At 45.4% G+C, this 23288-nt stretch carries 20 protein-coding genes; 6 read left to right on the top strand and 14 right to left on the bottom strand.

Annotation, left to right across the window (positions count from 1 at the left end; translation table 11 throughout):
* The 4 genes from rsxC to metG all read right to left on the bottom strand — a co-directional run.
* On the bottom strand, window positions 1-1644 hold a 1644-nt coding region (rsxC, locus tag A3739_RS12240), incomplete at its 3' end, for an electron transport complex subunit RsxC (protein WP_068501546.1).
* Window positions 1644-2213, bottom strand: coding sequence for an electron transport complex subunit RsxB (gene rsxB / locus A3739_RS12235; protein WP_068482863.1), 570 nt, complete (start codon window positions 2211-2213; stop codon window positions 1644-1646). The genes rsxB and rsxC, both read right to left, overlap by 1 nt.
* A complete protein-coding gene (gene rsxA, locus A3739_RS12230; RefSeq protein WP_068476022.1) occupies window positions 2213-2794 on the bottom strand; it encodes an electron transport complex subunit RsxA in 582 nt (193 codons plus the stop codon). Before rsxA ends, rsxB begins: the two co-directional genes overlap by 1 nt.
* Before the next feature lie 21 nt (window positions 2795-2815).
* A complete protein-coding gene (gene metG / locus A3739_RS12225; protein ID WP_068482867.1) occupies window positions 2816-4849 on the bottom strand; it encodes a methionine--tRNA ligase in 2034 nt (677 codons plus the stop codon).
* Window positions 4850-5080: 231 nt separating this feature from the next.
* On the opposite strand from metG, the gene apbC reads away from it, so the two are divergent.
* Window positions 5081-6178 (top strand): iron-sulfur cluster carrier protein ApbC, encoded by a 1098-nt coding sequence (gene apbC / locus A3739_RS12220; RefSeq protein ID WP_068501543.1) that lies wholly within the window; start codon window positions 5081-5083, stop codon window positions 6176-6178.
* On the opposite strand, the gene A3739_RS12215 is transcribed toward apbC, so the two are convergent.
* Window positions 6175-8211, bottom strand: coding sequence for a bifunctional diguanylate cyclase/phosphodiesterase (locus A3739_RS12215; protein ID WP_068483266.1), 2037 nt, complete (start codon window positions 8209-8211; stop codon window positions 6175-6177). The two genes, apbC and A3739_RS12215, sit on opposite strands and share 4 nt — an antisense overlap.
* A gap of 168 nt (window positions 8212-8379) precedes the next feature.
* Between A3739_RS12215 and dcd the strand changes: the two genes are divergently transcribed.
* Entirely contained in the window at window positions 8380-8946 is a 567-nt protein-coding gene (gene dcd / locus A3739_RS12210) for a dCTP deaminase (RefSeq protein ID WP_068479760.1), read from the top strand.
* A gap of 82 nt (window positions 8947-9028) precedes the next feature.
* On the opposite strand, the gene A3739_RS12205 is transcribed toward dcd, so the two are convergent.
* Complete coding sequence (locus A3739_RS12205; protein WP_068483269.1) at window positions 9029-10300, bottom strand: O-acetylhomoserine aminocarboxypropyltransferase/cysteine synthase family protein; 1272 nt, start codon at window positions 10298-10300, stop codon at window positions 9029-9031.
* Between the two features lie 122 nt (window positions 10301-10422).
* Here A3739_RS12205 and A3739_RS12200 point away from each other — a divergent pair, with 122 nt between their 5' ends.
* Complete coding sequence (locus tag A3739_RS12200) at window positions 10423-11040, top strand: DUF416 family protein (protein ID WP_068483271.1); 618 nt, start codon at window positions 10423-10425, stop codon at window positions 11038-11040.
* A 6-nt stretch (window positions 11041-11046) separates the two neighbouring features.
* A complete protein-coding gene (locus A3739_RS12195; protein ID WP_068483274.1) occupies window positions 11047-11934 on the top strand; it encodes a TraB/GumN family protein in 888 nt (295 codons plus the stop codon).
* Here A3739_RS12195 and A3739_RS12190 read toward each other — a convergent pair.
* Window positions 11918-12715: a GGDEF domain-containing protein gene (locus tag A3739_RS12190; RefSeq protein WP_068483278.1), complete on the bottom strand. Its 798-nt coding sequence runs from the start codon at window positions 12713-12715 to the stop codon at window positions 11918-11920. The two genes, A3739_RS12195 and A3739_RS12190, sit on opposite strands and share 17 nt — an antisense overlap.
* 160 nt (window positions 12716-12875) lie before the next feature.
* Between A3739_RS12190 and A3739_RS12185 the strand changes: the two genes are divergently transcribed.
* Window positions 12876-13841, top strand: a complete 966-nt coding sequence (locus A3739_RS12185; protein ID WP_068483281.1) for a TAXI family TRAP transporter solute-binding subunit — start codon at window positions 12876-12878, stop codon at window positions 13839-13841.
* Between the two features lie 38 nt (window positions 13842-13879).
* Here the strand turns inward: A3739_RS12185 and glyS are convergent, their stop codons facing one another.
* The 3 genes from glyS to A3739_RS12170 form a co-directional block, all read right to left on the bottom strand.
* Window positions 13880-15949: a glycine--tRNA ligase subunit beta gene (glyS, locus tag A3739_RS12180; RefSeq protein ID WP_068483285.1), complete on the bottom strand. Its 2070-nt coding sequence runs from the start codon at window positions 15947-15949 to the stop codon at window positions 13880-13882.
* Between the two features lie 2 nt (window positions 15950-15951).
* The gene (glyQ, locus tag A3739_RS12175) at window positions 15952-16920 is read right to left on the bottom strand and encodes a glycine--tRNA ligase subunit alpha (protein WP_068475658.1); all 969 of its coding nucleotides are present in this window, start codon (window positions 16918-16920) and stop codon (window positions 15952-15954) included.
* A 102-nt stretch (window positions 16921-17022) separates the two neighbouring features.
* Window positions 17023-17463 (bottom strand): YtoQ family protein, encoded by a 441-nt coding sequence (locus A3739_RS12170; RefSeq protein WP_068483288.1) that lies wholly within the window; start codon window positions 17461-17463, stop codon window positions 17023-17025.
* A gap of 128 nt (window positions 17464-17591) precedes the next feature.
* Between A3739_RS12170 and A3739_RS12165 the strand changes: the two genes are divergently transcribed.
* The gene (locus tag A3739_RS12165) at window positions 17592-18164 is read left to right on the top strand and encodes a hypothetical protein (protein WP_068483291.1); all 573 of its coding nucleotides are present in this window, start codon (window positions 17592-17594) and stop codon (window positions 18162-18164) included.
* Here the strand turns inward: A3739_RS12165 and A3739_RS12160 are convergent.
* From A3739_RS12160 to fmt, 4 genes are read right to left on the bottom strand one after another with little or no spacing between them, the layout of a single operon-like run.
* Window positions 18161-19609: a TrkH family potassium uptake protein gene (locus tag A3739_RS12160; protein WP_068483295.1), complete on the bottom strand. Its 1449-nt coding sequence runs from the start codon at window positions 19607-19609 to the stop codon at window positions 18161-18163. The two genes, A3739_RS12165 and A3739_RS12160, sit on opposite strands and share 4 nt — an antisense overlap.
* A gap of 18 nt (window positions 19610-19627) precedes the next feature.
* Complete coding sequence (trkA, locus tag A3739_RS12155) at window positions 19628-21001, bottom strand: Trk system potassium transporter TrkA (protein WP_068483299.1); 1374 nt, start codon at window positions 20999-21001, stop codon at window positions 19628-19630.
* Window positions 21002-21045: 44 nt separating this feature from the next.
* Window positions 21046-22332, bottom strand: a complete 1287-nt coding sequence (gene rsmB, locus A3739_RS12150; protein WP_068483302.1) for a 16S rRNA (cytosine(967)-C(5))-methyltransferase RsmB — start codon at window positions 22330-22332, stop codon at window positions 21046-21048.
* A gap of 19 nt (window positions 22333-22351) precedes the next feature.
* Window positions 22352-23281 carry a methionyl-tRNA formyltransferase gene (fmt, locus tag A3739_RS12145; protein ID WP_068483305.1) on the bottom strand — a complete coding sequence of 310 codons (930 nt, stop codon included), beginning with the start codon at window positions 23279-23281 and terminating at the stop codon, window positions 22352-22354.
* Between the last annotated feature and the right edge of the window lie 7 nt (window positions 23282-23288).

Below are 23288 nucleotides of genomic sequence, written 5' to 3'. Positions count from 1 at the left end.
TAAGTTGCCTTGTAATTCTTCAACGGAGACTTGTGCCGAAACGGTTTCTGCTTTGCTCGCGTTTTTGCGCGCTAATGCTGCTTCAATAGCGGCTTTTTTTGGATCAACAGATTCGGCATTGGCTGCCGCTGCTTTTTTCTCGGCTTGTAATTTCGCTGCTGCTTCTGCGCGTGCTTTTCGTTTCGCTTCTTTTTCTTGCGCTTCACGTTCTAAACGTTCTTGGCGTGCTTCAAAACGAATACGGGCTTTTTCTGATTTGTCTGTGTCCAGGCGTTTTGCTTTTATCTCACCTTTTGCGTGTCGGTAGTGCTGAACGAGTGGAATGGAACTAGGACAAACATAGGCACAGGCGCCACATTCGATGCAATCAAATAGATTGTGCTGTTCAGCTTTTTCATACTCGGCAGAACGAGAGAACCAATATAGTTGCTGAGGCAATAACTCTGCTGGGCAGGCTTCTGTACAAAGGCCACAACGGATGCAGGCTTGAGCTTGATCTTCAAATGGCAACTCTTTGGCAGACGGCGCAAGAATACAGTTTGTTGTTTTAACGACCGGCGTATCGAGCTGTTCGATGGTGTAACCCATCATTGGACCGCCAATGATTAAGCGCGCATCGCGACTATCTTGAAACTGAAATTCCTGGAGCAAGTGCGACATCGGTGTACCGATAAGCGATTCAACATTGCATGATTTTTTGAACTGATCACCGGTGAGCGTTGTGATGCGCGAGATCAATGGCTCTCCGTAGCGAACTGCGCGATACACTGCACGAGCCGTTGCGACATTTTGGCATACGACGCCGATATCGGCAGGGATGCCGCCGCTAGGCACTTCTTCACCTGTCAGAATATAGATAAGCTGTTTTTCACCACCAGATGGGTATTTAGTGGGGATGACTGCAAGTTCAATCGTGTATTGGCTGGCACTAGTATGGCCTTGATGTTCGGCAAGTGCTTCTTGAATTGCGGTATAAGCTTCAGCCTTGTTGTCTTCGATCGCTAATACGATATGTTGCGGCTCAAGTAGGCGCGCCATGATCTCTATGCCGCGTAGCATTTCGTCGGCATAGGTGCGCATTAACATGTCATCGGAGGTGATATACGGCTCGCACTCCACACCATTAATGACCAGTGTCTTGAGTTTCTTTTGGTTTGCTGGGTGGAGTTTTACTTCACTTGGAAAGCCAGCTCCGCCCATGCCAGCAACGCCCGCACGACGAATACACTTAAGGACTTTTTCGCGCTCAAGATTTAGATAATCTTCATGTGCTTCTAGTTCGCACCATTGATCTTCGCCGTCGGTATCAATGACAACACATGGAGCGCTTAATCCTGATGGGTGTGCAATGGCTTGATCGCTTATTTCTCGAACCACACCAGAGCTTGGTGCGTGCACACAGGCGCTGATTACACCATCTGCGTCTGCAATTAATTGGCCTTTCAGAACTCGGTCGCCAGCGTTCACAAGGACCTTTGCGGACTTCCCTACGTGTTGTTGAAGCGGAACGATGAGTGTCGAAGGTAGACTCGCTTTTTGTATACCTAGTTGGGTACTTTGTGTCTTGTTTTCTTCAGGGTGTATACCGCCGTGAAAATCATGCAGTGTGCGTGAATTATTATGCGCAATACGAAGCTTTGCCATTATGCTGCACCTTTATCTGTCGTTATGATCGACGACTGCGGTGCTGACCAGTGCCAACCTGCAATGCCATTGTCTACTTCAACCATGTCGATACAGTCGACTGGGCAAGGCTCAATACACAGATCACAGCCTGTGCATTCTGATGCGATGACCGTATGCATGTGCTTGGCTGCGCCTAATATCGCATCGACCGGACACGCCTGAATGCATTTGGTACAGCCAATGCATTCGTCTTCGCGAATGACGGCGACTTGCTTCGCTTTTTCTTCACCATGCTCTGCATCGAGTGGTAAAGGCTCGACATCTAAAAGATCTGCAAGAGCTTGGATCGTTGCTTCACCACCAGGCGGACACTTATTAATGTCTTCACCATTTGAGATGGCTTCAGCATATGGGCGGCATCCTGGGTGACCACATTGTCCACATTGAGTTTGGGGTAGTAGATCATCAATTTGATCAACGATAGGGTTGCCTTCTACACGAAAACGTATCGCTGCAAATCCTAAAATCGCACCAAAGACTACGGCTAAGCTTAATAAAACGATAATTGCGGTTACTGCAATGGACATTAGAACGCCACCAATCCGGTAAAGCCCATAAATGCTAATGACATAAGACCAGCGGTGATCATTCCGATAGCTGAGCCTTTAAATGCATTCGGAATATCAGCGAACGCAAGACGTTCTCGCATCGCCGAAAACAATATCATAACGAGAGAAAAACCAATCGCTGCGCCGAAGCCATACAGAATGGATTCGACAAATCCGTTTTGCTTTTTGATGTTGAGTAAAGCAACGCCAAGTACTGCGCAGTTTGTTGTGATCAACGGAAGGAAAATACCCAGTACGCGGTACAACAAAGGGCTTGTTTTGCGTACAACGAGTTCTGTGAATTGCACGACAACTGCAATAACTAGAATGAAAGAGATCGTCTGCAAATACGCAAGATCGAAAGGTTCTAGTAGATAGGTGTATACGAGATACGCACACACTGAAGACAAAGTAAGCACGAAGGTTGTCGCAAAGGACATCCCCATTGCCGTTTCAAGCTTATTCGATACACCCATGAATGGGCATAAACCGAGGAACTGCACGAGCACAAAGTTGTTGACCAAAATTGTGCTCACTAATATGAGTAGATATTCCGTCATGCTGCTTACTTCTCAGGCGTCTTACATAATTCGCATGCCAGGCTGAGCGCCTTCATGAGGTTCAAGAAGCCAAATGTCTTTGCCACCAGGGCCAGCTGCTAGAACCATACCTTCAGACATACCGAACTTCATTTTTCTTGGTTTGAGGTTGGCAACCATCACCGTATGCTTACCAACGAGATCTTCAGGCGCATAGGCAGACTTGATACCTGAGAACACTTGTTTTTCGGTGAAGCCTAAATCAAGCGTTAGCTTGAGTAGTTTTTTCGCACCATCAACGTGTTCAGCGTTTTTGATAAGGGCTACGCGTAAATCAACTTTGGCGAAGTCATCAAACTCAATTTCGTCTGCAATCGGCTCGGCATTATTTTCTTGTTTGGCCGGCGCATCGTATTTCTTACCTAATTGCGCTTCGGCAGCTGCCGCTTCTTTTGAAGCCTCAAGCATAGAATCGATTTTAGGCATTTCGACACGTGTCATAAGTGGCTTGAACTTCGTAATAGCATGCGCTGTCAGGAGAGTTTCTCGTGCATCCCACGATAATTCTGTATTAAGAAAGGCCTCTGATTTTTCACGCATGACAGGCAAAATTGGGCCAAGATACGTCATTAACTGGCGGAACATGTTGATGCCGTTGGAGCAGATTTCGTGCAGAAGCTCGCTCTGCTCAGGATCTTTTGCAACAACCCATGGTGCCTGTTCATCGATATATTGGTTTGCGATATCTGCAAGCTCCATAATTTTACGTACGGCTTTACCAAACTCTCGGCCTTCATAGAAATCAGCGATTTGATCACCGGCTTCGATGAATTGCTGCAGCAGCTCGTTGTTTGCTTGAGCAGCCAATTGTCCATCGAACTTTTTAGTGATAAATCCTGCGCAACGGCTCGCAATATTGACGACCTTGCCAACCAAATCCGAATTAACTCGCTGAGCAAAATCTTCGAGGTTTAAGTCGAGATCATCGACATTCGACGTTAATTTTGCCGCGAAGTAATAACGTAAGTACTCTGGATCTAGATGTTCAAGATAGGTGCTTGCTTTAATAAATGTCCCACGAGATTTCGACATTTTTTTGCCGTTAACAGTGACAAAACCGTGCGCATGAACGGCAGTAGGCGTTCTATAGTCAGCGCAGCTCAGCATTGCTGGCCAGAACAAAGCATGGAAGTTGATAATGTCTTTACCAATAAAGTGGTATAGCTCTGTGATTGAGTCTTTCTTCCAATATTCGTCAAAATCCAGATCGTCACGACGATCACAGAGATTTTTGAAACTCGCCATGTAACCGATCGGAGCATCTAGCCAAACGTAGAAGTACTTGCCTGGTTGCTCCGGAATTTCAAAACCGAAATATGGCGCATCACGCGAGATATCCCACTCTTGAAGTCCGGCATCTAACCATTCAGAAAGCTTATTTGCGATTTGATCTTGCAGCGTGCCACTGCGTGTCCATTCGCTTAAAAAGTCTTGGAATTCAGGAAGTTTGAAAAAGAAGTGTTCAGAGTCTTTTTCAATTGGTGTAGCACCAGAAATTACAGAAACAGGGTTGATCAACTCCATTGGTGAATAGGTTGCACTGCAGTTCTCGCAGTTATCACCATATTGATCTTCAGCGCCACATTTCGGGCAGGTTCCTTTAACAAAACGGTCTGCTAGGAACAGTTCTTTTTCAGGGTCGTATGCTTGCGTAATGCTACGACGGGCGATCTTTCCGTTTTTGTCTAGTGCGGTGTAGATTGATTCTGCGAGCGTTTGGTTTTCAGGTGAATGCGTTGAATAGTAGTTATCAAAACCGACTGAAAATCCAGCAAAGTCGCGCTGGTGCTCTTGGTTGATGCGATCAATTAGTTGTTCTGGTGTAATGCCTTCTTTTTCGGCGCGTAACATGATGGCAGTGCCATGCGCATCATCGGCACACACATAAGTACATTGTTCTCCGCGGCTCTTTTGAAAACGTACCCAAATATCCGTTTGAATATACTCAAGTAAATGGCCTAAGTGAATCGGGCCGTTCGCATAGGGTAGAGCACTAGTAACAAGAATTTTACGCACTGAATAAGTCTCTCAAACATTCAAAAGGAGGTTGTGATCGCACTGCTAAGCTGCATGAGCCTAGCACAGAAAAATGCGGCGCTATCATACCGATCTAAGCGATACTTTTCATCTTTCTTACGCTTATATGCTTAGATTCGCTTTATAAGCTTGAATTTTTTTTATCTGCCTCGATTTAGTGGAGGGGTGAAGCCAACTTTCAAGTCAGTGCTATGTATAAGGGGATAAGTTATGAGTCAGGTCAACGCTGAAGAATTAAAGGATGCGATTGCGCAATACATCGACCCTTATTTACAACAAAATTTGTATGACATTGGTGCAGTTAAATCGGTTGAGGAGATAGACGGAAAGGTCTCGGTTCGTATAGAACTGCCCTATGCAAGCTTAGGGTTACACGGCGCAGTGCAGCAACTGCTCAGTACTCAGATTGAATATTTAGATGGGGTAGCGAGTGTAGATGTCCAAGTGGGACAACGCGTGCTTGCGCACGAGGCCCAGAATAACTTGCCGAGTTTAAGCAATGTTAAAAACATTATTGCGGTTGCCTCTGGTAAAGGTGGGGTAGGTAAGAGTACTAGTGCTGTGAATCTAGCATTAGCGCTTGCACAGGAAGGTGCTAGTGTTGGCATCTTGGATGCGGACATTTACGGCCCGAGTGTTGGCATGATGTTAGGCATTGCTGAAGATGCACGCCCAGAAACCTACGAAGATAAAATGTTTGTGCCGATCGAAGCGCATGGTATTCAGTCGATGTCCATGGCTTACCTTGTGACAGATAAAACTCCAGTTGTATGGCGAGGACCAATGGTAAGTGGCGCGCTGATGCAATTATTAACGCAAACACGTTGGAACGATTTAGATTACCTGATCATTGATATGCCACCTGGAACGGGTGACATCCAGTTGACCTTGGCGCAAAAAGTACCCGTGACAGGATCGATTGTCGTAACGACGCCTCAAGATATAGCGTTGTTAGATTGTAAAAAAGGAATCGAAATGTTCCGCAAAGTGAACATTCCAGTCTTTGGCGTTATTGAAAATATGAGTATGCATATTTGCAGTGCGTGTGGTCATCATGAACCATTATTTGGTGAAGGTGGTGGTCGACGCATTGCGGAAGCTTATGACACAACTGTGTTGGGTGAAATGCCTCTGCATCAAACCATTCGTGCACATATGGATGCTGGTGCTCCGACAGTGACAGCAGAACCAGATAGTGAAGTCGCTCTGCTATATAAAGACATTGCGCGAAAAGTTGGGGCCGAAATCTCGAAACAAACGCAAGATGCTAAAGGAAACTTCCCCGAAATTATTGTATCGACCGATTAATAGCTACGAACGACACGTGGTGTTTTCAGCCATGTATCTAAAAACTCGGGAATATCATCAACGCCCAAGGGTTTTTCATAAATAAATCCTTGGGCGTAGTCGCAGCCTAATTGAATAAGTACGTCTTCTTGGCGACGAGACTCTACCCCTTCTGCTAATACTTCTATATTCAAGCTTTTAGCAAGCGTCACGATACTTTGCACTAATGCGCGGTCAGAGCTGTGATTGATGATTTCGTGCACGAATAAGCGATCAATTTTGATCTTCGACAAAATATGACTGAACTTTTTGATGTAACCGAGTGATGAGTAGCCTGTCCCAAAGTCATCAATACTGAAGCTGATACCAAGTTTCAGTAGTTCCTCCAAACCTTGTATTACGTTGTCATCGTAATTAAGAACCAGACGTTCGGTTACTTCTAATTCGACCCACTCAAGCCCGCTTTCTTGGGCGAGATCGTTATGAATCCAAGGCATCATCTCACGATGATGGAAGTTCGTTGGGCTGAAGTTTACGGATAAATTGAAGGGTCGATCGAATTTGTCGCGCCAGATTTTGACTTGCTTTGATGCGGTCCTTAATACCCAGCGATCGAGATGGAATATCAATCCAGTTTGTTCAGCAATGGGAATAAAAAGATCGGGTCTCACTTCTCCTAAGTCTTCATCTTCCCAGCGCAATAATGCCTCAAAGCCACTAATCGACATGTCTCTGAGATTAATCAGTGGCTGATAATAAATTTCGAGCTTTTCGTCGCGTAGCGCATTTTGGAGTTTGTTCTTGATCGTGTTTTTGAGCATGACGTCTTGCAACATGCTGGGTTCAAAAAAGGCGAAAGTATTACGTCCTGAGTTTTTGGCGTGATACATCGCGGTATCTGCTTTGCGAATCAATTCTTCTGTTGTTACACCATCATCAGGGAAAAACACTGTACCTAAACTACACCCGAGCTGCAGTTGTGCATTGTTATGCGCAAAGTTTTCACGAAATGAATGAATGATTGATTCCGCAATATCTTCGGCTTCGCGCTTTGTATTGCAGGAGCATGTAGCGATGAATTCATCGCCCCCAAAACGCGCGACGTAGCCATTGTTATTATTGGCAATAAGTTCTTTTAAACGTTTCGCACTTGCTTGAAGAACGCGGTCGCCAACACTGTGGCCTAGACTGTCATTCACTTCTTTGAATCCATCTAAGTCAATAAAGAATAAGGCTAAGCGATTTGCTCCTGTTTGTTTCGAGATTTTTTCCATTTCATTGGTGAGATGTTTTTCGATATGACGTCGATTAGGCAAATGAGTGAGAGCGTCATTACTTGCCTGATATTCCAATTGATTCTCATATGACTCGCGTGCTTGGCGGAATTCAATCGCTTGCTGCTGTGCCTGATTCAATGCCTGAACTAGATCGGTTAATTCATCGTTGATCGGGGAACGATTCAGCTTAATAGGCGTATATTGATTTTGTTTCGTTCGCTCTATATCTCGTGTGGCGGTACTAATTGTGACCAAGTGATCGGTCACAAGTCGACGAACGATGATTTGAAGAAAGCATGCGAATAAGCCGATAAAAATTGCGGCTGCGATGCCTAGCAGTTTAATTCTGTCGACAAACTCGTGGTTTAAATAGGAATTGCTTGTTTGTACTTGAAGGGTGCCTAGGTATTGTTGTTCGTAGTAAAGGACTTGCTCAAGGTCGGCGTCAGTATCTTCAAAATTACCTGAACGTTTTGCAAAACCATTTTCGTCTGTTAATTGAACTCCGGTAATTGCTGGAGATCTAGATAAACCATCAAGAAGTGTTTGAACGCCTTCATCGTCGACATTCCATAAGTTGCGTTCTAATTGCGCTTTGATTGCGCCGACGGCTTCTTTACTGCTACTTTGGCTTTTTTCGGTATGTATTCGGTTTTCGTATTCAATGAGGGTAATGAAGACGGCGAGTGTGAAAATTAAACCGATGGAAATGAAGTACCACGCTAAACGGTCACCTAGCTTTTGAGGGCGTAGTAGTTTGATGCCTTTTTTGTCCATTATATCGCCTTTGGCATGAGCATTGACGTGTCTCGAATACATCCTGTTCCGTATCACTGATTATTGCGCGTTTTTTGAGCAAGTTCCAGTTTTGTGCACGGCGGGAGTCTTTTTTCTCGCATGCTCTCGCTGTATGATTGCTCGCAATTTGAATAGTGGGGAAAACCGATGGCGATTAAGTCTGATAAGTGGATTCGTCGAATGGCTGAGCAAGAGGGCATGATTGAACCTTTTGAGCCGAGACAAGTACGTGAAGGAAATGATGGTCGTATCATTTCTTATGGCACATCTAGCTACGGGTATGATGTACGTTGCTCGAGCGAATTTAAGATCTTTACGAACGTACATTCTGCAACGGTAGATCCGAAGAATTTCGATGAAACGAGCTTTGTTGATATCGATAGTGACGTTTGTATTATCCCTCCGAACTCTTTTGCATTAGCGCGTACCGTGGAATATTTTCGTATTCCAAGAAGCGTGCTGACTGTTTGTCTTGGCAAATCAACGTACGCACGTTGTGGCATTATCGTAAATGTCACGCCTTTGGAGCCAGAATGGGAAGGGCATGTAACGCTTGAGTTTTCGAACACTACGAATTTGCCTGCAAAAATTTATGCAAACGAAGGCGTTGCACAAATGTTGTTCTTTGAGTCGGACGAAGTGTGTGAGACTAGCTATCGTGATCGCGGTGGTAAGTATCAAGGCCAGACTGGGGTGACCTTGCCGAAAACCTAAGTCAAATGAGAGCTTAGATTCAAAAAAGGGAGTGTAATAACGCTCCCTTTTCGTTTCTAAAGTTTGGTATTAAGCAATCGAGTTATGCTTGCTCGAGCGCCTGATCTATATCGGCGATAATATCGTCAATATGTTCTATCCCTACAGAAATTCGTACTAGATCTTCACTCACTCCTGCCGCAGCTAGTTCTTCTGCATCAAGTTGACGGTGAGTCGTTGAAGCTGGATGACAAGCAAGAGATTTCGCATCGCCAATATTTACGAGGCGAAGAATCATCTGCAAGGCATCGATAAATCGTGTACCGGCTTCTTTGCCTCCTTTGATGCCAAAGCTGAGTATGCCTGAGGCGCGTCCGCCACATAAGGTTTTACAGTTTTCATAGTAAGGACTGGTCGGCAAACCTGCATAGTTAACCCAAGTTACTTTGGGATGGCTTGCAAGATGTTCAGCCACACGCTCGGCATTGTTGCAGTGACGTTCCATACGAAGGCCTAAGGTCTCCAAGCCCTGGAGAATCAAGAAGGCATTATGCGGCGATAATGCGGCACCGGTATTACGAAGAGGAACGACGCGACAGCGGCCAATAAAGGCAGCAGGACCCATTACCTCGGTATAGACCACACCATGGTATGACGGATCAGGTTCATTAAATAGAGGGAAGCGCTCTTTGTTTGCCGCCCAATCAAAATTCCCTGAGTCAACAATGGCGCCGCCGATCGCTAGGCCGTGGCCGCCAATGTATTTTGTTAGAGAGTGAACAACGATATCGGCGCCAAGTTTGAAAGGCTGGCAGATGTAAGGTGTTGCAACGGTATTGTCGACGATAACTGGAATGCCATGACGATGCGCTATCTCAGATAGCTTTTTGATATCAACAATGTTGCCGGCGGGATTTCCAATCGATTCACAGAACAGTGCGCGAGTTTTATCATCAATCAAGGATTCCATTTTCTCGAAATCTCGATGGTCACACATTTTTACTTCTATTCCTTGTTGCGGAAAAGTATGAGCAAACAGATTGTAAGTGCCACCATATAATTGACTCGTGCTCACTATGTTATCTCCAGCACGAGTTAAGCATTGAATAGAGTATGTGATGGCCGACATGCCAGATGAAACCGCCAACGCACCGATGCCACCCTCCATTTCCGCGATTCGTTGCTCTAACACGCCTGTGGTTGGGTTCATGATTCGCGTATAGATATTTCCGGGTACTTTCAGGTCAAACAGATCTGCGCCGTGTTGGGTGTTGTCGAAGGTAAATGATGTGGTTTGATAGATCGGTACAGCAGCAGATTTGGTAGTAGCTTCGGATTCGTAGCCATGATGTAATGCTAGTGATTCTAATTTCATTGTTACTCTCTTTATTCTCTTGATGAAGCGATTTTCAACTTCTTTTTATAATGGCTTTTTATGCAGCATTGCAATAGACATGTGCCGCGTATTGGTAAAGTTTTGTTTAGGAACAAACAACTATGAACCCTAAAAAATTAATGAAATCGGTAAAGGCTTTGTCTGGATGGAGAGAGACGGCTTTTCTATTGGCTCTGGTAGAGCGCTCTTTACCAAATATTCGTTTGTTTTTAGAGAGTACTGATCGTCTCGATGTTGATCCTGAATTTTTTCCTAAGGGCTTTTCCTCTTTACTTGATTCGAGTTGGCAGTCTGGAGTCATGGCGCCCAATGATGAAAGTTTGGTCTTGTGCCTTGATACGGTGGCCGCGCACTTTGTCGAAGATGCAGAAACTGCATTCGGAGCCATTCCTTGCAATCTTGGCTTAAGTCTATGGGAGCTCGCGCTTCTCTCTGCTTTGAATCGAGATAAGAAGAGAGCAGAGGAAGGCAGTCAATTATCTATTACGAGCGTGACAGAGTTTCTCGAATTCTCTGAAGGCGAAGGCTTAGATGAAAATGATTTGATTCGTCTTTTTGAGAAGCATGATTTGATGGCGAGAGAGTTTTCTTTTCAGCAGGAGTTATGCGACATACTGCGCAGCGCCGATAAACTTTCAAAAGATCTGATGATACAAATTCGAACTTTGGCTCATGATAACGATGTTAGTAATTTGGGTATTAGTCTGGAAGAGGAATAGCCAGTTATGAAAGCGCCTTTGTTGGCTTTGATTGTTCTCGTCTTTTCTTGCTCTGTTCTGGCGCGAGAGTCTTATGTTGGTTTGAGCTGGGATGTAAAAAAAGATTCTGACAAGTATGCAAGTGCTTACTTGATAGGGGCGGTTCACATGGCAAATAGCAGCTTTTATCCATTCGACAAGAAGATTCTTGATCGTTTTACAAAGTCAGATGTTCTCTTGGTGGAAGCGGATGAAAGTCGCGTTTCAGAGGCTGATATGAATGCATTGATGTCAAAATATGCTCTATATCCAGAAGGCGTGCATTATCGCGATGAACTTTCTGCACCCTTGGTTGAACGTATTGAAATGATGTTTCGTGCTTTGGGTATCAGTGAGCCTGACGCTTTGTTTGGATCATACCGGCCTGGTTTTCTTGGACTGAGCTTAGCCGCTCTCCAAGCTCAGTCGCTCGGCTATGAAGCGAGTTATGGCATTGACCGTTATTTCCTTGATCGAGCGCAGTATAAAAAACCGGTCGAAGAGTTAGAGGGGCTTGCCTTTCAAATGGAATTGCTTGAAAACTTGCCGATAAATGAAGCAGTGTTTGGGCAATCATTACTCGCGATGGCGGACTACCAAGAACAATGGCAAGCGATAGAAGCGGCATGGAAAAACTCGGATGGAGTTGCTCTTTATAACATGGTTATTGCTGAACCAATGCGTGATTTTCCCGAATTGAAACCTTATTTTGAAAAACTGTTTTTTGAGCGAAATCGCACGATGGCCGATAAAATTGTTGCATGTATGCAAACGCGTGTGTGTTTCGTTGTGGTGGGCGCTGGCCACTTAGATGGGCCAGCAGGTGTTGTTGAGTTGTTGCGTGAACGAGGACTATCGCTTACGCAACTTCAGTAGCTCTGGAGCTAGTGCTTTCATTGTGGATGAAGGTCAGGTCGCGACCGTGTTTCTTAGCTTGGTATAGTGCTTTGTCGGCGCGTTCATATAGCTGCCATTTAGTAAGAACATTTGGACTTGCTTGAGCAATACCAAATGAGGCGCTGATTCGAATTTCCTCTCCATTCCATTGAAGACGTAGTTCTTTGATCCTTTTTCTTAAACGTTCTGCTAACTGAAAGGCTTCGTTAGACTGAGAATTACAGACAATAATGCAGACTTCCTCGCCCCCAATGCGTGCGGCAATCTCACCCGTTCGTAAATTATCAAGTATGAGTTTAGAAACTTCTTTAAGAACCATGTCGCCGGCTTGATGACCCCAAGTATCGTTGACACGTTTGAAATGATCTAAGTCTATTTGAATTAAAGACATTGGTGTGTTGTAGCGTTGATAGCGCTCGAACTCTTGATCGAGCCGAGTTTGGAAATAACGTTTGTTATACAAGCCGGTCAGACCATCGCTTAATGCTAGGTCTGTCATTGTTTGTTCACGTTTTCCAATGATGTAACCAAACCCCGCGAAAACGATTGCGCTCATGCATGTAATGTAGCCATACAAAAGAATATCGAACGAGACATTAGAGAAAGGGTTTCGACCTGCTATCCATTGTAAAACAACCCATCCGATTGGGAACATGATTGCTAAGCCGATGCCATAACATGCGCGTAAAGTCGGAAGGGAAAAGTGCCGCATGAGCGTGCTGTTCGCAAATTGAATGGAACGGTTTTGGATTATTGTCATGTTATCGAGCCTCCTTGGCAGGTGCGCTTTATTCTTTTGTGCGCAGATGAATCCTGTATATAGGCGAGATTTTTAGTTCATGCCAATAAATTCTTGCATGAGGGTTTGAGTTTCTATTAAATCTTGAATGCTTGAACAATAAAAAATAAATGATATTTACATGATAAAAAGAGCCTTCCCCTTATTCCTCTTGTTTGTTTCTTCGTTGTTGAGTGCTGAAGAAGCCCATTTAGTGATGGCAACAGGTGGAGTCACCGGAGTGTATTACCCAGCAGGTGGCGCGATTTGTCAGATGCTCAATACGCAAAAGCAGAACAAAGGTGTCCGTTGTTTTGTAGAGAGTTCAGAAGGGTCACTTGAAAATTTAAAGCGCTTACGTAGCGGCGATATTGATCTCGCCATTGTGCAAAGTGATTGGATGATGCACGACTGGAGTGGGGCAGAGGAGTTTAAGTTTTATGGCCCGCATACAGGTTTGAGACATGTGATCAAACTATATGATGAACCTTTTACCATTGTGGCGAGAGCTGACTCAAACATTCGAAAGTTAGAAGATTTGAAGGGTAAGCGCGTTAATATCGGAAGCGAAGGTTCTGGGCAGAGAGCTACGATGGAATGGTTGATGAAATCATTAGCTTGGTGGCACTCTGATTTTTCTGAAGTGCATTTTGTTGGGGCAGATGAGCAAGCCACGGCGCTTTGTCAGGACAAGTTTGATGCGATGGTGTATATCGCTGGCACGCCGAATAGCTCAGTTAAGTCGGCAACTACCGATTGCGATAGCGTATTAGTCCCTGTTCGTTCAAAAAAACTAGATAGAGCGATAGCTCAATCTGAAATTTATGCGCCCGCGGAAATACCTCGGGGGAGTTACCGAGGCATGGACGAAGATGTTAAAACCTTTGGCGTGTCGGCTCACTTAGTAAGTGCTGAGCGCGTTGATGCGGGCTTAGTGCAAGCTTTAGTCACTTCGATTACGCGAGATTTGAACGGCTTCAAACGATTGCATCCGGCTCTTAAGAATGTGGGGCGCGCTCAAATGTTCAGTGATGATGTTGGCTTACCACCGCATCAGGGTGTTAAAGCGATCAAGAAAGAGTTTTTAGAATTAAGCGTTTCGGAATAAAAAACGGGCCATAAGGCCCGTTTTTAGTTTTGCTTTTACTAGCGCGAGAGTAATGAAATATCTGCAGCTTGTAGGAAGAGCTCTCTAAGTTGTTTTAACAGAGCAATTCGATTGTTGCGTACCGCAATGTCATCCGCCATAACCATGACGTCGTCGAAGAAAGCGTCGACGCTCGCCTGAAGCTCGGCCAGTTCTTTCAAGGCCTGTGTATAATCACCGGCTTTGAACAAAGGCTCTACCTTGCTTGTTAATGCACTTACTTGGTCCGCAAGTTGTTTCTCGGCCGCTTCACTCAAGAGTGATGCATTGAGTTCAGACGACGCTTCTGCTTCGTTTTTCGCAAGAATATTCGATACACGCTTGTTGGCAGCGGCAAGTGCCTCAGCTTGAGGTAGCGCGCTGAATGCTGCGACAGCGCGAATACGGTTGTCGAAATCGACTGGTTTTGTCGGCTTACGTGCACTAACCGCTAAGAATACTTCCGCAGAAATGCCTTCGTCATCGAACCAAGCTCTGAATCGATCTAGCAAGTAATCGAGAAGTTGCGTGTCTAGTTCTTTATTTTCGAGCGCGCTGTGCTGTTCTGCAGCCCAAGCGATTAGATCGCGCAGATCTAGATCAAGTCCTTTCTCGACAATGATACGAAGTACGCCGAGTGATGCGCGACGCAGAGCAAACGGATCTTTCGTACCGGTTGGTGGCTGGTTAATACCGAACAAACCAACAAGCGAGTCTAGCTTTTCTGCTAAGGCAAGTGCGCAACCCGTATGTGTGCTTGGCAATTCACCACCAGCTTGTTTTGGCATGTATTGCTCGTTCAGTGCGAGAGCGACCTCTTCTTCTTCGCCATCAAAGAGTGCGTAGTGGTATGCCATCAAACCTTGAAGATCCGTGAACTCGAGTACCATTTCACTAACAAGGTCTGATTTTGCTAGTTCGCCAGCACGTAGTGCATAAGCTTCATTGCTACCAATTGCTTGTGCAATGCGTTGCGCCAACTTGGCAACACGTTCTGTTTTTTCGTATACGGTGCCCAATTTAGTTTGAAAAACGATGTTTTTCAGCGACTCACGTTTCGACTCAAGGCTTGTTTTCTTATCGGTTTCAAAGAAGAACGCAGCATCTGCAAGACGAGGGCGAATAACACGTTCGTTACCTGAGATAACCTGCGCAGGATCTTTACTCTCAATATTTGAGATCGTAATGAAGTGCGGCATGATTTTTTGGTTAGCATCTAATACGTGGAAGTATTTTTGATGCTCAGCCATCGATGAAATCAACGCTTCTGCAGGGACGCTTAAGAAATCGTGATCGAAGTTACCAAGTAAAGGTGTTGGCCACTCATTCAGTGAGTTTACTTCATCTAGTAAATCATCATCGATAATCGCGATACCATTTACTGTGAGTGCTATTTTTTCTACGCCAGATTTGATCAAGGCTTTACGCTCTTCGTAATTAACCATGACCTTGCCTTCAGTTTTGAGCTTACTTTCGTACTCAGACGGCGTATTAATTTGAATTTCACCAGTGCTCATGAAGCGGTGTCCACGACTCATGTTGCCATGCGTGATCCCCATAGTTTCGCCAGACACAACTTCTTCTCCAAGAAGCATGACGACCCATTGTACTGGGCGAACGAATTCTTCTTTCTTTGCTCCCCAACGCATACGCTTTGGAATTGGCAGTTTCGCAAGAGATTGGGCCACAATGTCGCTGATTAAATCTTTTGTTGCTTTGCCTGATTCCGTCGAGCGATAAATCAACCATGTGCCCTTAGGGGTTTCCATCTCTTCTAAGTCACTTGGCTCAATGCCTAGTGATTTTGTGAAGCCAAGTAGAGCTCGGCTTGGCTCGCCAGCGTCGTCAAAAGCGGCTTTCTTTGATGGGCCGCGTTTTTCAATTTCTTTGTCCGCTTGTTGCAGTGCTAGATCTGAAATCTCTAGGGCAAGGCGGCGAGGCGCTGCATAGCTTTTATGATCCTTGTATGAAATGCCAGCTTCATCTAAACCGCTTAAAATGCCTTGGCTGAACGCATCTGAGAGTTTTTTAAGTGCTTTTGGTGGGAGTTCTTCCGTACCAAGTTCAATCAGGAAATCTTTGCTAGACACGATTACTTACTCCCTTTGTCTGCATTGGCGGCTTCGGTTTTTGCGATCACTTCATCACGCAGCTCATCTGACGCGAGAGGGAAACCAAGCTTCATTCTGGTATCGAAATAAGATTGTGCAACGGCGCGTGCAAGACTGCGAACACGAAGGATAAAGCGTTGACGTTCGGTCACAGAAATAGCATGACGTGCATCTAGCATGTTGAACGTGTGTGACGCCTTCAAAACAAGTTCGTATGCTGGAAGTGGAAGGCCTAGTTCAATCAAACGTTGGCTTTCAGACTCATAAGTGTCGAAGTTCTTGAACAAAGATGGAACGTCAGCTTGTTCAAAGTTGTATGTCGACATTTCTACTTCGTTTTGATGGAATACGTCACCGTATGTGACGTCGCCGTCAGGGCCATGTGCCCATACTAAGTCGTATACGCTGTCGACGCCTTGCAAATACATTGCAATACGTTCTAGTCCGTAGGTGATTTCGCCGGTGACTGGATAGCATTCAATGCCGCCAACCTGTTGGAAGTAGGTGAACTGAGTAACTTCCATGCCGTTGAGCCAAACTTCCCAACCAAGACCCCACGCACCTAGTGTTGGTGATTCCCAGTTATCTTCGACAAAGCGAATGTCGTGAACGAGTGTGTCAATCCCCATGGCTTTTAATGACTCAAGATACAACTCTTGAATATTGAGAGGAGATGGCTTCATCACAACTTGGAATTGATAGTAGTGCTGAAGGCGATTTGGGTTTTCGCCATAGCGACCATCAGTTGGACGACGACTTGGTTGAACATAGGCTGCATTCCAAGTTTCAGGGCCAATCGCTCGTAGGAATGTAGCAGGGTGAAATGTGCCTGCGCCGACTTCCATATCGAGGGGCTGAAGAACAACACAGCCCTTACTCGCCCAAAAATTTTGTAAGGCTAAAATTAGCCCCTGAAAGGTTTTTACATCTGGATTGGATTGTTCAGCCACAACTCAAGCACCCGTAGTTAATTCATTATATTTTCGTTGCTTTGACAAAAAAGCGAGAAAAAGGAGCGGCATTATACACTAAGCTATTCGCCGCTCGCTCACTTATTGCTTGATATATTTCAAAATTTCAACCACTTGCTCGGGTGTTTCTGCGACAGCCATCGCGGCACCGTCAACTTCTTTGAGTGGGTGCGTTAATTCTGGGTCATGAATCACAACGATTGGCTTGCCTTTGCCAATAGCAATGCCTGCTTCAAATGCAGCATTCCATTGCTTGTATTTTGGTCCGAAACGTACCACGGTAAGATCAGCCTTTTCGATTGCATTCATTGCGCGCAATGAATTGATCTTTGCTGCTTTATGATCCTTCCAGAAGTTGTTTTCTTCTTCACCAAGAATCCGGACACCAACTTCGTCACTGGCTTCATGATTAGTTACTGGACTTAGTGTCTCGATGTCCAGATTGGCTTCTTTGATGCCATTTTCAATACGCTCACGCCAATCGGTATGAATCTCACCTGAAAGATAAATGCTGTAGCTCATATTAGGTTTATGTCCCTAGAATTTATTGATAAAACTGTATGTAAGGTGAGCGGATTCTAATAAACAGAATTGAGGATGCAAGCATCGCTCATGCTTGGATTCACATATTTATACAATGGAGGTATAGGGTGCCTATCTATGACCATAAGTATGGTGGTTTAGACTATTTTCGAGTTTATCGTTCTTGGGGCGGACAAGAGTTTCAAGAATATGTGCGAATCGGAGAAGATAAAGACGCTGCACGCAAAGAGGCTGAGGCGATCGAAACACGTTTTACGCGGGAATATGAAGTTTATCAGCGAGAGCGTGCTGCACAACCAGAATTTCATGTGAGAGATGATGGCTCAATTCGAGGTCTACGGCGTGTTAGTGTTGAGCGAGGTAGTAGAGCGACAGTTGAGGTCTTGGAGCTCCGTATCAACGTGCCTTGGTTAAAAAGCATCAAGCGAACGACGGTATCAATTAGCACACATGGATTTGAGTCAGCTTTTCAGCAGTCAGTTGAAAAAATATGCGAATGGTATGAATTAGATAAACAAAGCCCCGCTGCGAAAGCGATGCGTACTTGTGATGCTTATTATGCAAATGGTGATGAGATCAGCGCTTTACGTAGTGTTAGCCACAAGGCGCGCCATGAGCTGGACAACATAACGCAAGGTGTGTTCAAAGGTTTACGTAAGCTCGGTATTTCTGGCGCTTAAGAGCGCCAGAAGGCTGGCGTGAATAGAATCAATAGCGTAAAAATTTCTAGACGCCCCATTAGCATTGCTACGCAAAGAACCCATTTCGCAAAAGTCGGTAAATCGCCATAGTGTGCTGCGACATCTCCCAGACCTGGTCCAAGGTTATTGATGCAGGCACCAACTGCCGACCATGCAGTTACTTGATCTAAACCGCTTGCGAGAAGCAGTAACAAAAGCACAACGAATGAGAATACGTACAGGGAGAAGAAACCCCATACGGCTTCGATAACCCGATCAGGTACGGCTTTCTTGCCTACTTTTACAGGAATCACCGCATTAGGGTGAATCAAGCGCTTTATCTCGCGCATGCCCTGTTTGAATATCAGCATCACGCGAATGGCTTTCATGCCCCCGCCAGTTGATCCTGCGCAGCCGCCGATGAAAGCGACAACGAAGAGTAAAAACGGTAATACAAAAGGCCAGTTGGCAAAATCAGCCGTTGAGAAACCCGTTGTAGTGGCAATGGATACCACCTCGAATAAACCTTTTACGAATGATGTGCCAGGGTCGTAGGTGCTAGTGTGGTAGAGCGTCGCAATCGTGATGATGGAAACTAAGAAAATGACACCGGTGTAAAATCTGAATTCTGCATCTTTCCAATAGATGATCGGGCTATTGGAACGAAGCGCCGCAAAATGCAGTGCGAAGTTGATGCCAGAAATGAACATGAAAAAGATCGCAACAAGTTCGATATGTACGTTGTTGTAATAGCCGATACTTAGGTCATGTGTTGAGTAGCCACCAATCGCAATGGTTGAGAAACTGTGGGCAACGGCATCGAATACTTCCATGCCTGCACTCCAATAAGCGAGAGCGCACAACACGGTTAATCCTAGGTAGATATACCATAGCGCTTTTGCTGTTTCGGTAATTCTAGGAGTGAGTTTGCTGTCTTTCACAGGGCCGGGTGCCTCTGCACGGTAGAGCTGCATACCACCGATGCCGAGCATTGGCAGTACAGCGACGGCTAGAACGATCAAACCCATACCGCCAAACCATTGTAACTGTTGGCGATACCATAAGATTGATTTTGGTAGTGAGTCGAGGCCTGTAATAACGGTTGCCCCTGTCGTCGTTAATCCAGAAAGCGACTCAAAATACGCATCTGTGTAGGAGAGATCAGGCATATCAGACAGATATAGTGGGATGGACCCACTAAAGCTAAGAACGACCCAGAACATCACAGTAATTAAGAAACCATCGTGAACACGTAATTCTTTTCTGTGTTGCCGACAGGGTAGCCAGACTAGAAAACCTAAGCCAAGTGTGATGGCAAATGCGTCCAAGAAGGCATGGAGTTGCCCATCGATGTAGTAGAGTGAGACGGCAATGGGGGGCAGCATCGTGACACTGAATAGCATCAACAAAATCCCCAGCATTCGGCCAATAGTTAAAATTTGCATTAGAAGATCTCGATCACTCTAGAAAAACGTTAGGCCGACCTGGAAGAGTTTCTCAACTTCCCTGATCCTTCCTTTATCGATCAAGAACAAGATGACGTGGTCATCAGGTTCGATACGGATATGGTCATGCGCGATCAATACTTCTTTTTTACGCACAATCGCTCCGATCGTTGTGCCAGGCGGCAGATTGATTTCATCGAGTCGTTTCCCGACTACTTTCGAAGAGCGATGGTCTCCATGCGCAATCGCTTCGATTGCCTCTGCTGCACCGCGACGCAGAGAGTGAACATTGACTACGTCTCCACGACGAATGTGCGTTAACAGACTGCCAATCGTTGTTTGTTGTGGGGATACAGCAATGTCGATTTCTCCACCTTGAATCAGATCCACATAGTTTGGATTGCTGATTAGCGTAATGACTTTGCGTGCACCAATTCGTTTTGCCAGCATCGATGCCATGATATTCGCTTCGTCATCGTTAGTGACTGCGATAAACACGTCTGTATTCTCGATGTTCTCATCGATAAGCATGTCTTTGTCGGCGCAGTTCCCATTTAGTACAGTGGAACGTTCTAGATGTTCGGAGAGTGATTTACAACGCGAGGCCGACGATTCGATGATTTTCACGCGGTAGCGGCGCTCTAATTTTTCTGCCAAGCGCTGACCAATATTGCCACCCCCTGCAATCATCACGCGTTTGTAGCTTTTTTCTAAAGGTTGGAGCTCACTCATTACCGCTCGAATATGATCACGTGCAGCAATGAAAAACACTTCGTCTCCTTCATTGATAACGGTGTTACCGCTTGGGATGATTGGTTTTCCATCTCTAAATATGGCCGCAACTCGCGTGTCGATATTAGGCATATGCTGCCGAATTGCCGCAAGTTCATGACCGATCAATGGGCCACCTTCACAGGCACGAATAGCAACCAGACTAACTTCGCCTTCAGCAAAATCTAGCGCTTGAAGAGCGCCTGGATACTCGAGCAAGCGTTTTATATGTTTCGTGACAACTTGTTCGGGACTGATCAGTACATCGACCGGTACGGCATCGTTTCGGAACAAAGATTTTTGCTTGAGGTATGCATTTGCTCTTACACGACTTATCTTTGTGGGCGTCTTGAATAAGGAGTACGCGATTTGGCATGCCAGCATGTTGACTTCGTCACTGTTGGTGACGGCGATTAGCATGTCGGCGTCTTCAGCGCCAGCTTGCTCGAGTACTTCTGGGTAAGAGCCCAAGCCCTCAATTGTTCTAATATCAATACGGTCGCTTAATTCAGATAAACGTTGATTGTCAGGGTCAATCACGGTGATATCGTTGGCTTCAATCGCAAGGTTTTCAGCAAGCGTTCCGCCTACTTGTCCTGCGCCCACAATAATGATTTTCATAAACAGTGCATGCCTAAATTGCGTATGCTGCGTGTAAAACGCCGTTACTTAGTATCTTTTGTTAACAAAGCGTAGAAGAACCCATCGTGTCCTTGCTCTGAGGGAAATAGCTGTTTGCCATATCCAGTGTCTTCTCCCCAATCGCTTTCAATGGGAAGTAAGGTCGTACTCGGTTCTGAAGCTAAAAAGCGTTCTATGATGCGTGCATTTTCCTGCGGGAAAATTGAGCATGTTGCATAGACCAGCTTGCCACCAGGTTTGAGCGTTTTCCAAAGACTTGTTAGTAAGTGTAGCTGCAGTTCTGCGAGTTTCTTGAGGTCTGATGGATCTCTCAGTAATTTAATGTCAGGGTGCCTACGAATCACACCTGTTGCACTACATGGCGCATCGAGAAGAATACGATCGAAGGGTTGATTATCATACCAACGCGTTAAATCTTCAGCAGAACTTGCAATCGTGTTGGCCTTCAATCCCAAGCGAGCAAGATTTTCTTCGACTCGCACTAAGCGTTTCGCATCTTGGTCTAAGGCAGTGACGTCTAATGACGGTTCAGCTTCGAGCATGGCGCATGTTTTTCCGCCGGGAGCAGAGCATGCATCGAGAACGCGTAAGTTTGGCGCTAAGTCTAATAGCTTTGTTGAAAGCTGTGCAGCCTCGTCTTGAACACTCACTAAACCTTCATCAAATCCAGGCAGTTTGTCGACGTCTTGCGCTTCTTCCAAAAGAATGCCTTTTTCTGAAAAGCTAGTTTCTGTAGCCAGAATTTGATTGGTGTGCAGCGTTTTTAGGTAGTCTTCTCGACTTACTTTGCTTGTATTGACGCGCAAAAACATAGGAGGGTGAGCATTGGATGCGCGCATTGTATCCATGGCTTGATTAGGCCAATTGTTTTCGATTTTTGCTGAAAACCAGTCTGGGAAACTAGCCTTAATATCATCATCTGAGATTTCAGGTTTTGGGTCGCGAGAAATGCTTCGTAAAACCGCATTGATCAAACCGCGCGTTTTCAAGAGCTTCAGTTCTTTGGCTGCTTCGACTGTTTCATGTATGGCTGCGTGGTCTGGAATGCGAGTAAACAATAACTGATACGCGCCTATTACTAGCAGCGTGCGAGTTTCTTCATCTCTTCTCGACAAAGGGCGTTGTAAATAGGTGTTCACAAGATCATCAAGATAAAAAAACCAACGGCAACTGCCAAACACGAGCTCTTGAAGTAATGCTCTATCAACCGGCCGCGCCTCGCGGGAGACTTTTGGCAAAGCGGTATTCAGAGAGCGTTTTTGAATACGCACCTCATCGATTGCTTTGGCTGCAAGAAAACGCACGTTCATATAAAAGTATCCGGGCGAGTTAGTTGAGAGTCGTTCCAACTTCTAAAATGGCTTTGCCGCCATTAAAAAAGTCAGCAGCTGAAACAGCTTTGCTACCAGCTAACTGTAGTTGAGTGATTAGAAGTGCTCCATTGCCGCATTGCACGAGCACGCCATTTTTTGACTTCTCAACGATCTCGCCAACAGGCGCGTTTGACTGAGAGTCCAAAGCTTTTGCGCTTAACACACGAATACGTTGGCCGTCTTGTTCTGCGTAGGAGACAGGCCAAGGGTTGAATGCACGTACACTTCTCTCGATTTCTAAAGAGGATAAGGACCAGTCAATATGAGCTTCGGCCTTACTTAATTTATGTGCATAGTTAGCTAGCGCGTCATCTTGCTTTTCTGGAATGAGATCTTCTGGTTCGTTTAGATAGCGTAAAATAGACTTCGCACCCATCGCCGCAAGTTCATCATGAAGCTCTCCACCGGTGACAGTGTCAGAGATATCGCAGCGCTCTTTGAGCAACATATCGCCGGTATCTAAACCTACATCCATCTGCATGATAGTGATGCCAGTTTCTGAATCACCTGCTTGGATTGCGCGTTGAATAGGCGCGGCTCCGCGCCAACGGGGTAGCAGCGATGCATGAATATTAATGCAACCGAGCTTTGGCGTATCGAGAACCTCTTTTGGCAAGATTAAGCCGTAAGCCGCGACGATCATTAAATCAGCGTCAAGCTCTGCTAATTCCTGACGTGCTTCTGGCTCTTTAAAATTAAGAGGTTGAAAGACCTTTATATCGTGTTCGAGTGCTGTTTTTTTTACTGGGCTTGGCATTAATTTCTTGCCTCGCCCCGCAGGTCTATCGGGTTGCGTATAAACCGCAATAATATTGTGACCTGCATTTATAAGAGCGGCGAGACTGCTAGCCGCAAAATCGGGCGTGCCCGCAAAGATAATTTTCAATGGTGTT

It is taken from the genome of Oleiphilus sp. HI0067 (assembly GCF_001635735.1).
This window is presented reverse-complemented; position numbering and strand designations above follow the sequence as displayed.

Excerpts from the sequence above, each read along its gene's own strand:
- A3739_RS12190 (WP_068483278.1), bottom strand. The coding sequence starts at position 12,715 with ATGACAATAATCCAAAACCGTTCCATTCAATTTGCGAACAGCACGCTC.
- rsxA (WP_068476022.1), bottom strand. The coding sequence starts at position 2,794 with ATGACGGAATATCTACTCATATTAGTGAGCACAATTTTGGTCAACAAC.
- apbC (WP_068501543.1), top strand. The coding sequence starts at position 5,081 with ATGAGTCAGGTCAACGCTGAAGAATTAAAGGATGCGATTGCGCAATAC.
- A3739_RS12215 (WP_068483266.1), bottom strand. The coding sequence starts at position 8,211 with ATGGACAAAAAAGGCATCAAACTACTACGCCCTCAAAAGCTAGGTGAC.
- dcd (WP_068479760.1), top strand. The coding sequence starts at position 8,380 with ATGGCGATTAAGTCTGATAAGTGGATTCGTCGAATGGCTGAGCAAGAG.
- A3739_RS12170 (WP_068483288.1), bottom strand. The coding sequence starts at position 17,463 with ATGAGCTACAGCATTTATCTTTCAGGTGAGATTCATACCGATTGGCGT.
- trkA (WP_068483299.1), bottom strand. The coding sequence starts at position 21,001 with ATGAAAATCATTATTGTGGGCGCAGGACAAGTAGGCGGAACGCTTGCT.
- A3739_RS12185 (WP_068483281.1), top strand. The coding sequence starts at position 12,876 with ATGATAAAAAGAGCCTTCCCCTTATTCCTCTTGTTTGTTTCTTCGTTG.
- A3739_RS12160 (WP_068483295.1), bottom strand. The coding sequence starts at position 19,609 with ATGCAAATTTTAACTATTGGCCGAATGCTGGGGATTTTGTTGATGCTA.
- rsxB (WP_068482863.1), bottom strand. The coding sequence starts at position 2,213 with ATGTCCATTGCAGTAACCGCAATTATCGTTTTATTAAGCTTAGCCGTA.
- A3739_RS12205 (WP_068483269.1), bottom strand. The coding sequence starts at position 10,300 with ATGAAATTAGAATCACTAGCATTACATCATGGCTACGAATCCGAAGCT.
- rsmB (WP_068483302.1), bottom strand. The coding sequence starts at position 22,332 with ATGAACGTGCGTTTTCTTGCAGCCAAAGCAATCGATGAGGTGCGTATT.
- A3739_RS12195 (WP_068483274.1), top strand. The coding sequence starts at position 11,047 with ATGAAAGCGCCTTTGTTGGCTTTGATTGTTCTCGTCTTTTCTTGCTCT.
- A3739_RS12200 (WP_068483271.1), top strand. The coding sequence starts at position 10,423 with ATGAACCCTAAAAAATTAATGAAATCGGTAAAGGCTTTGTCTGGATGG.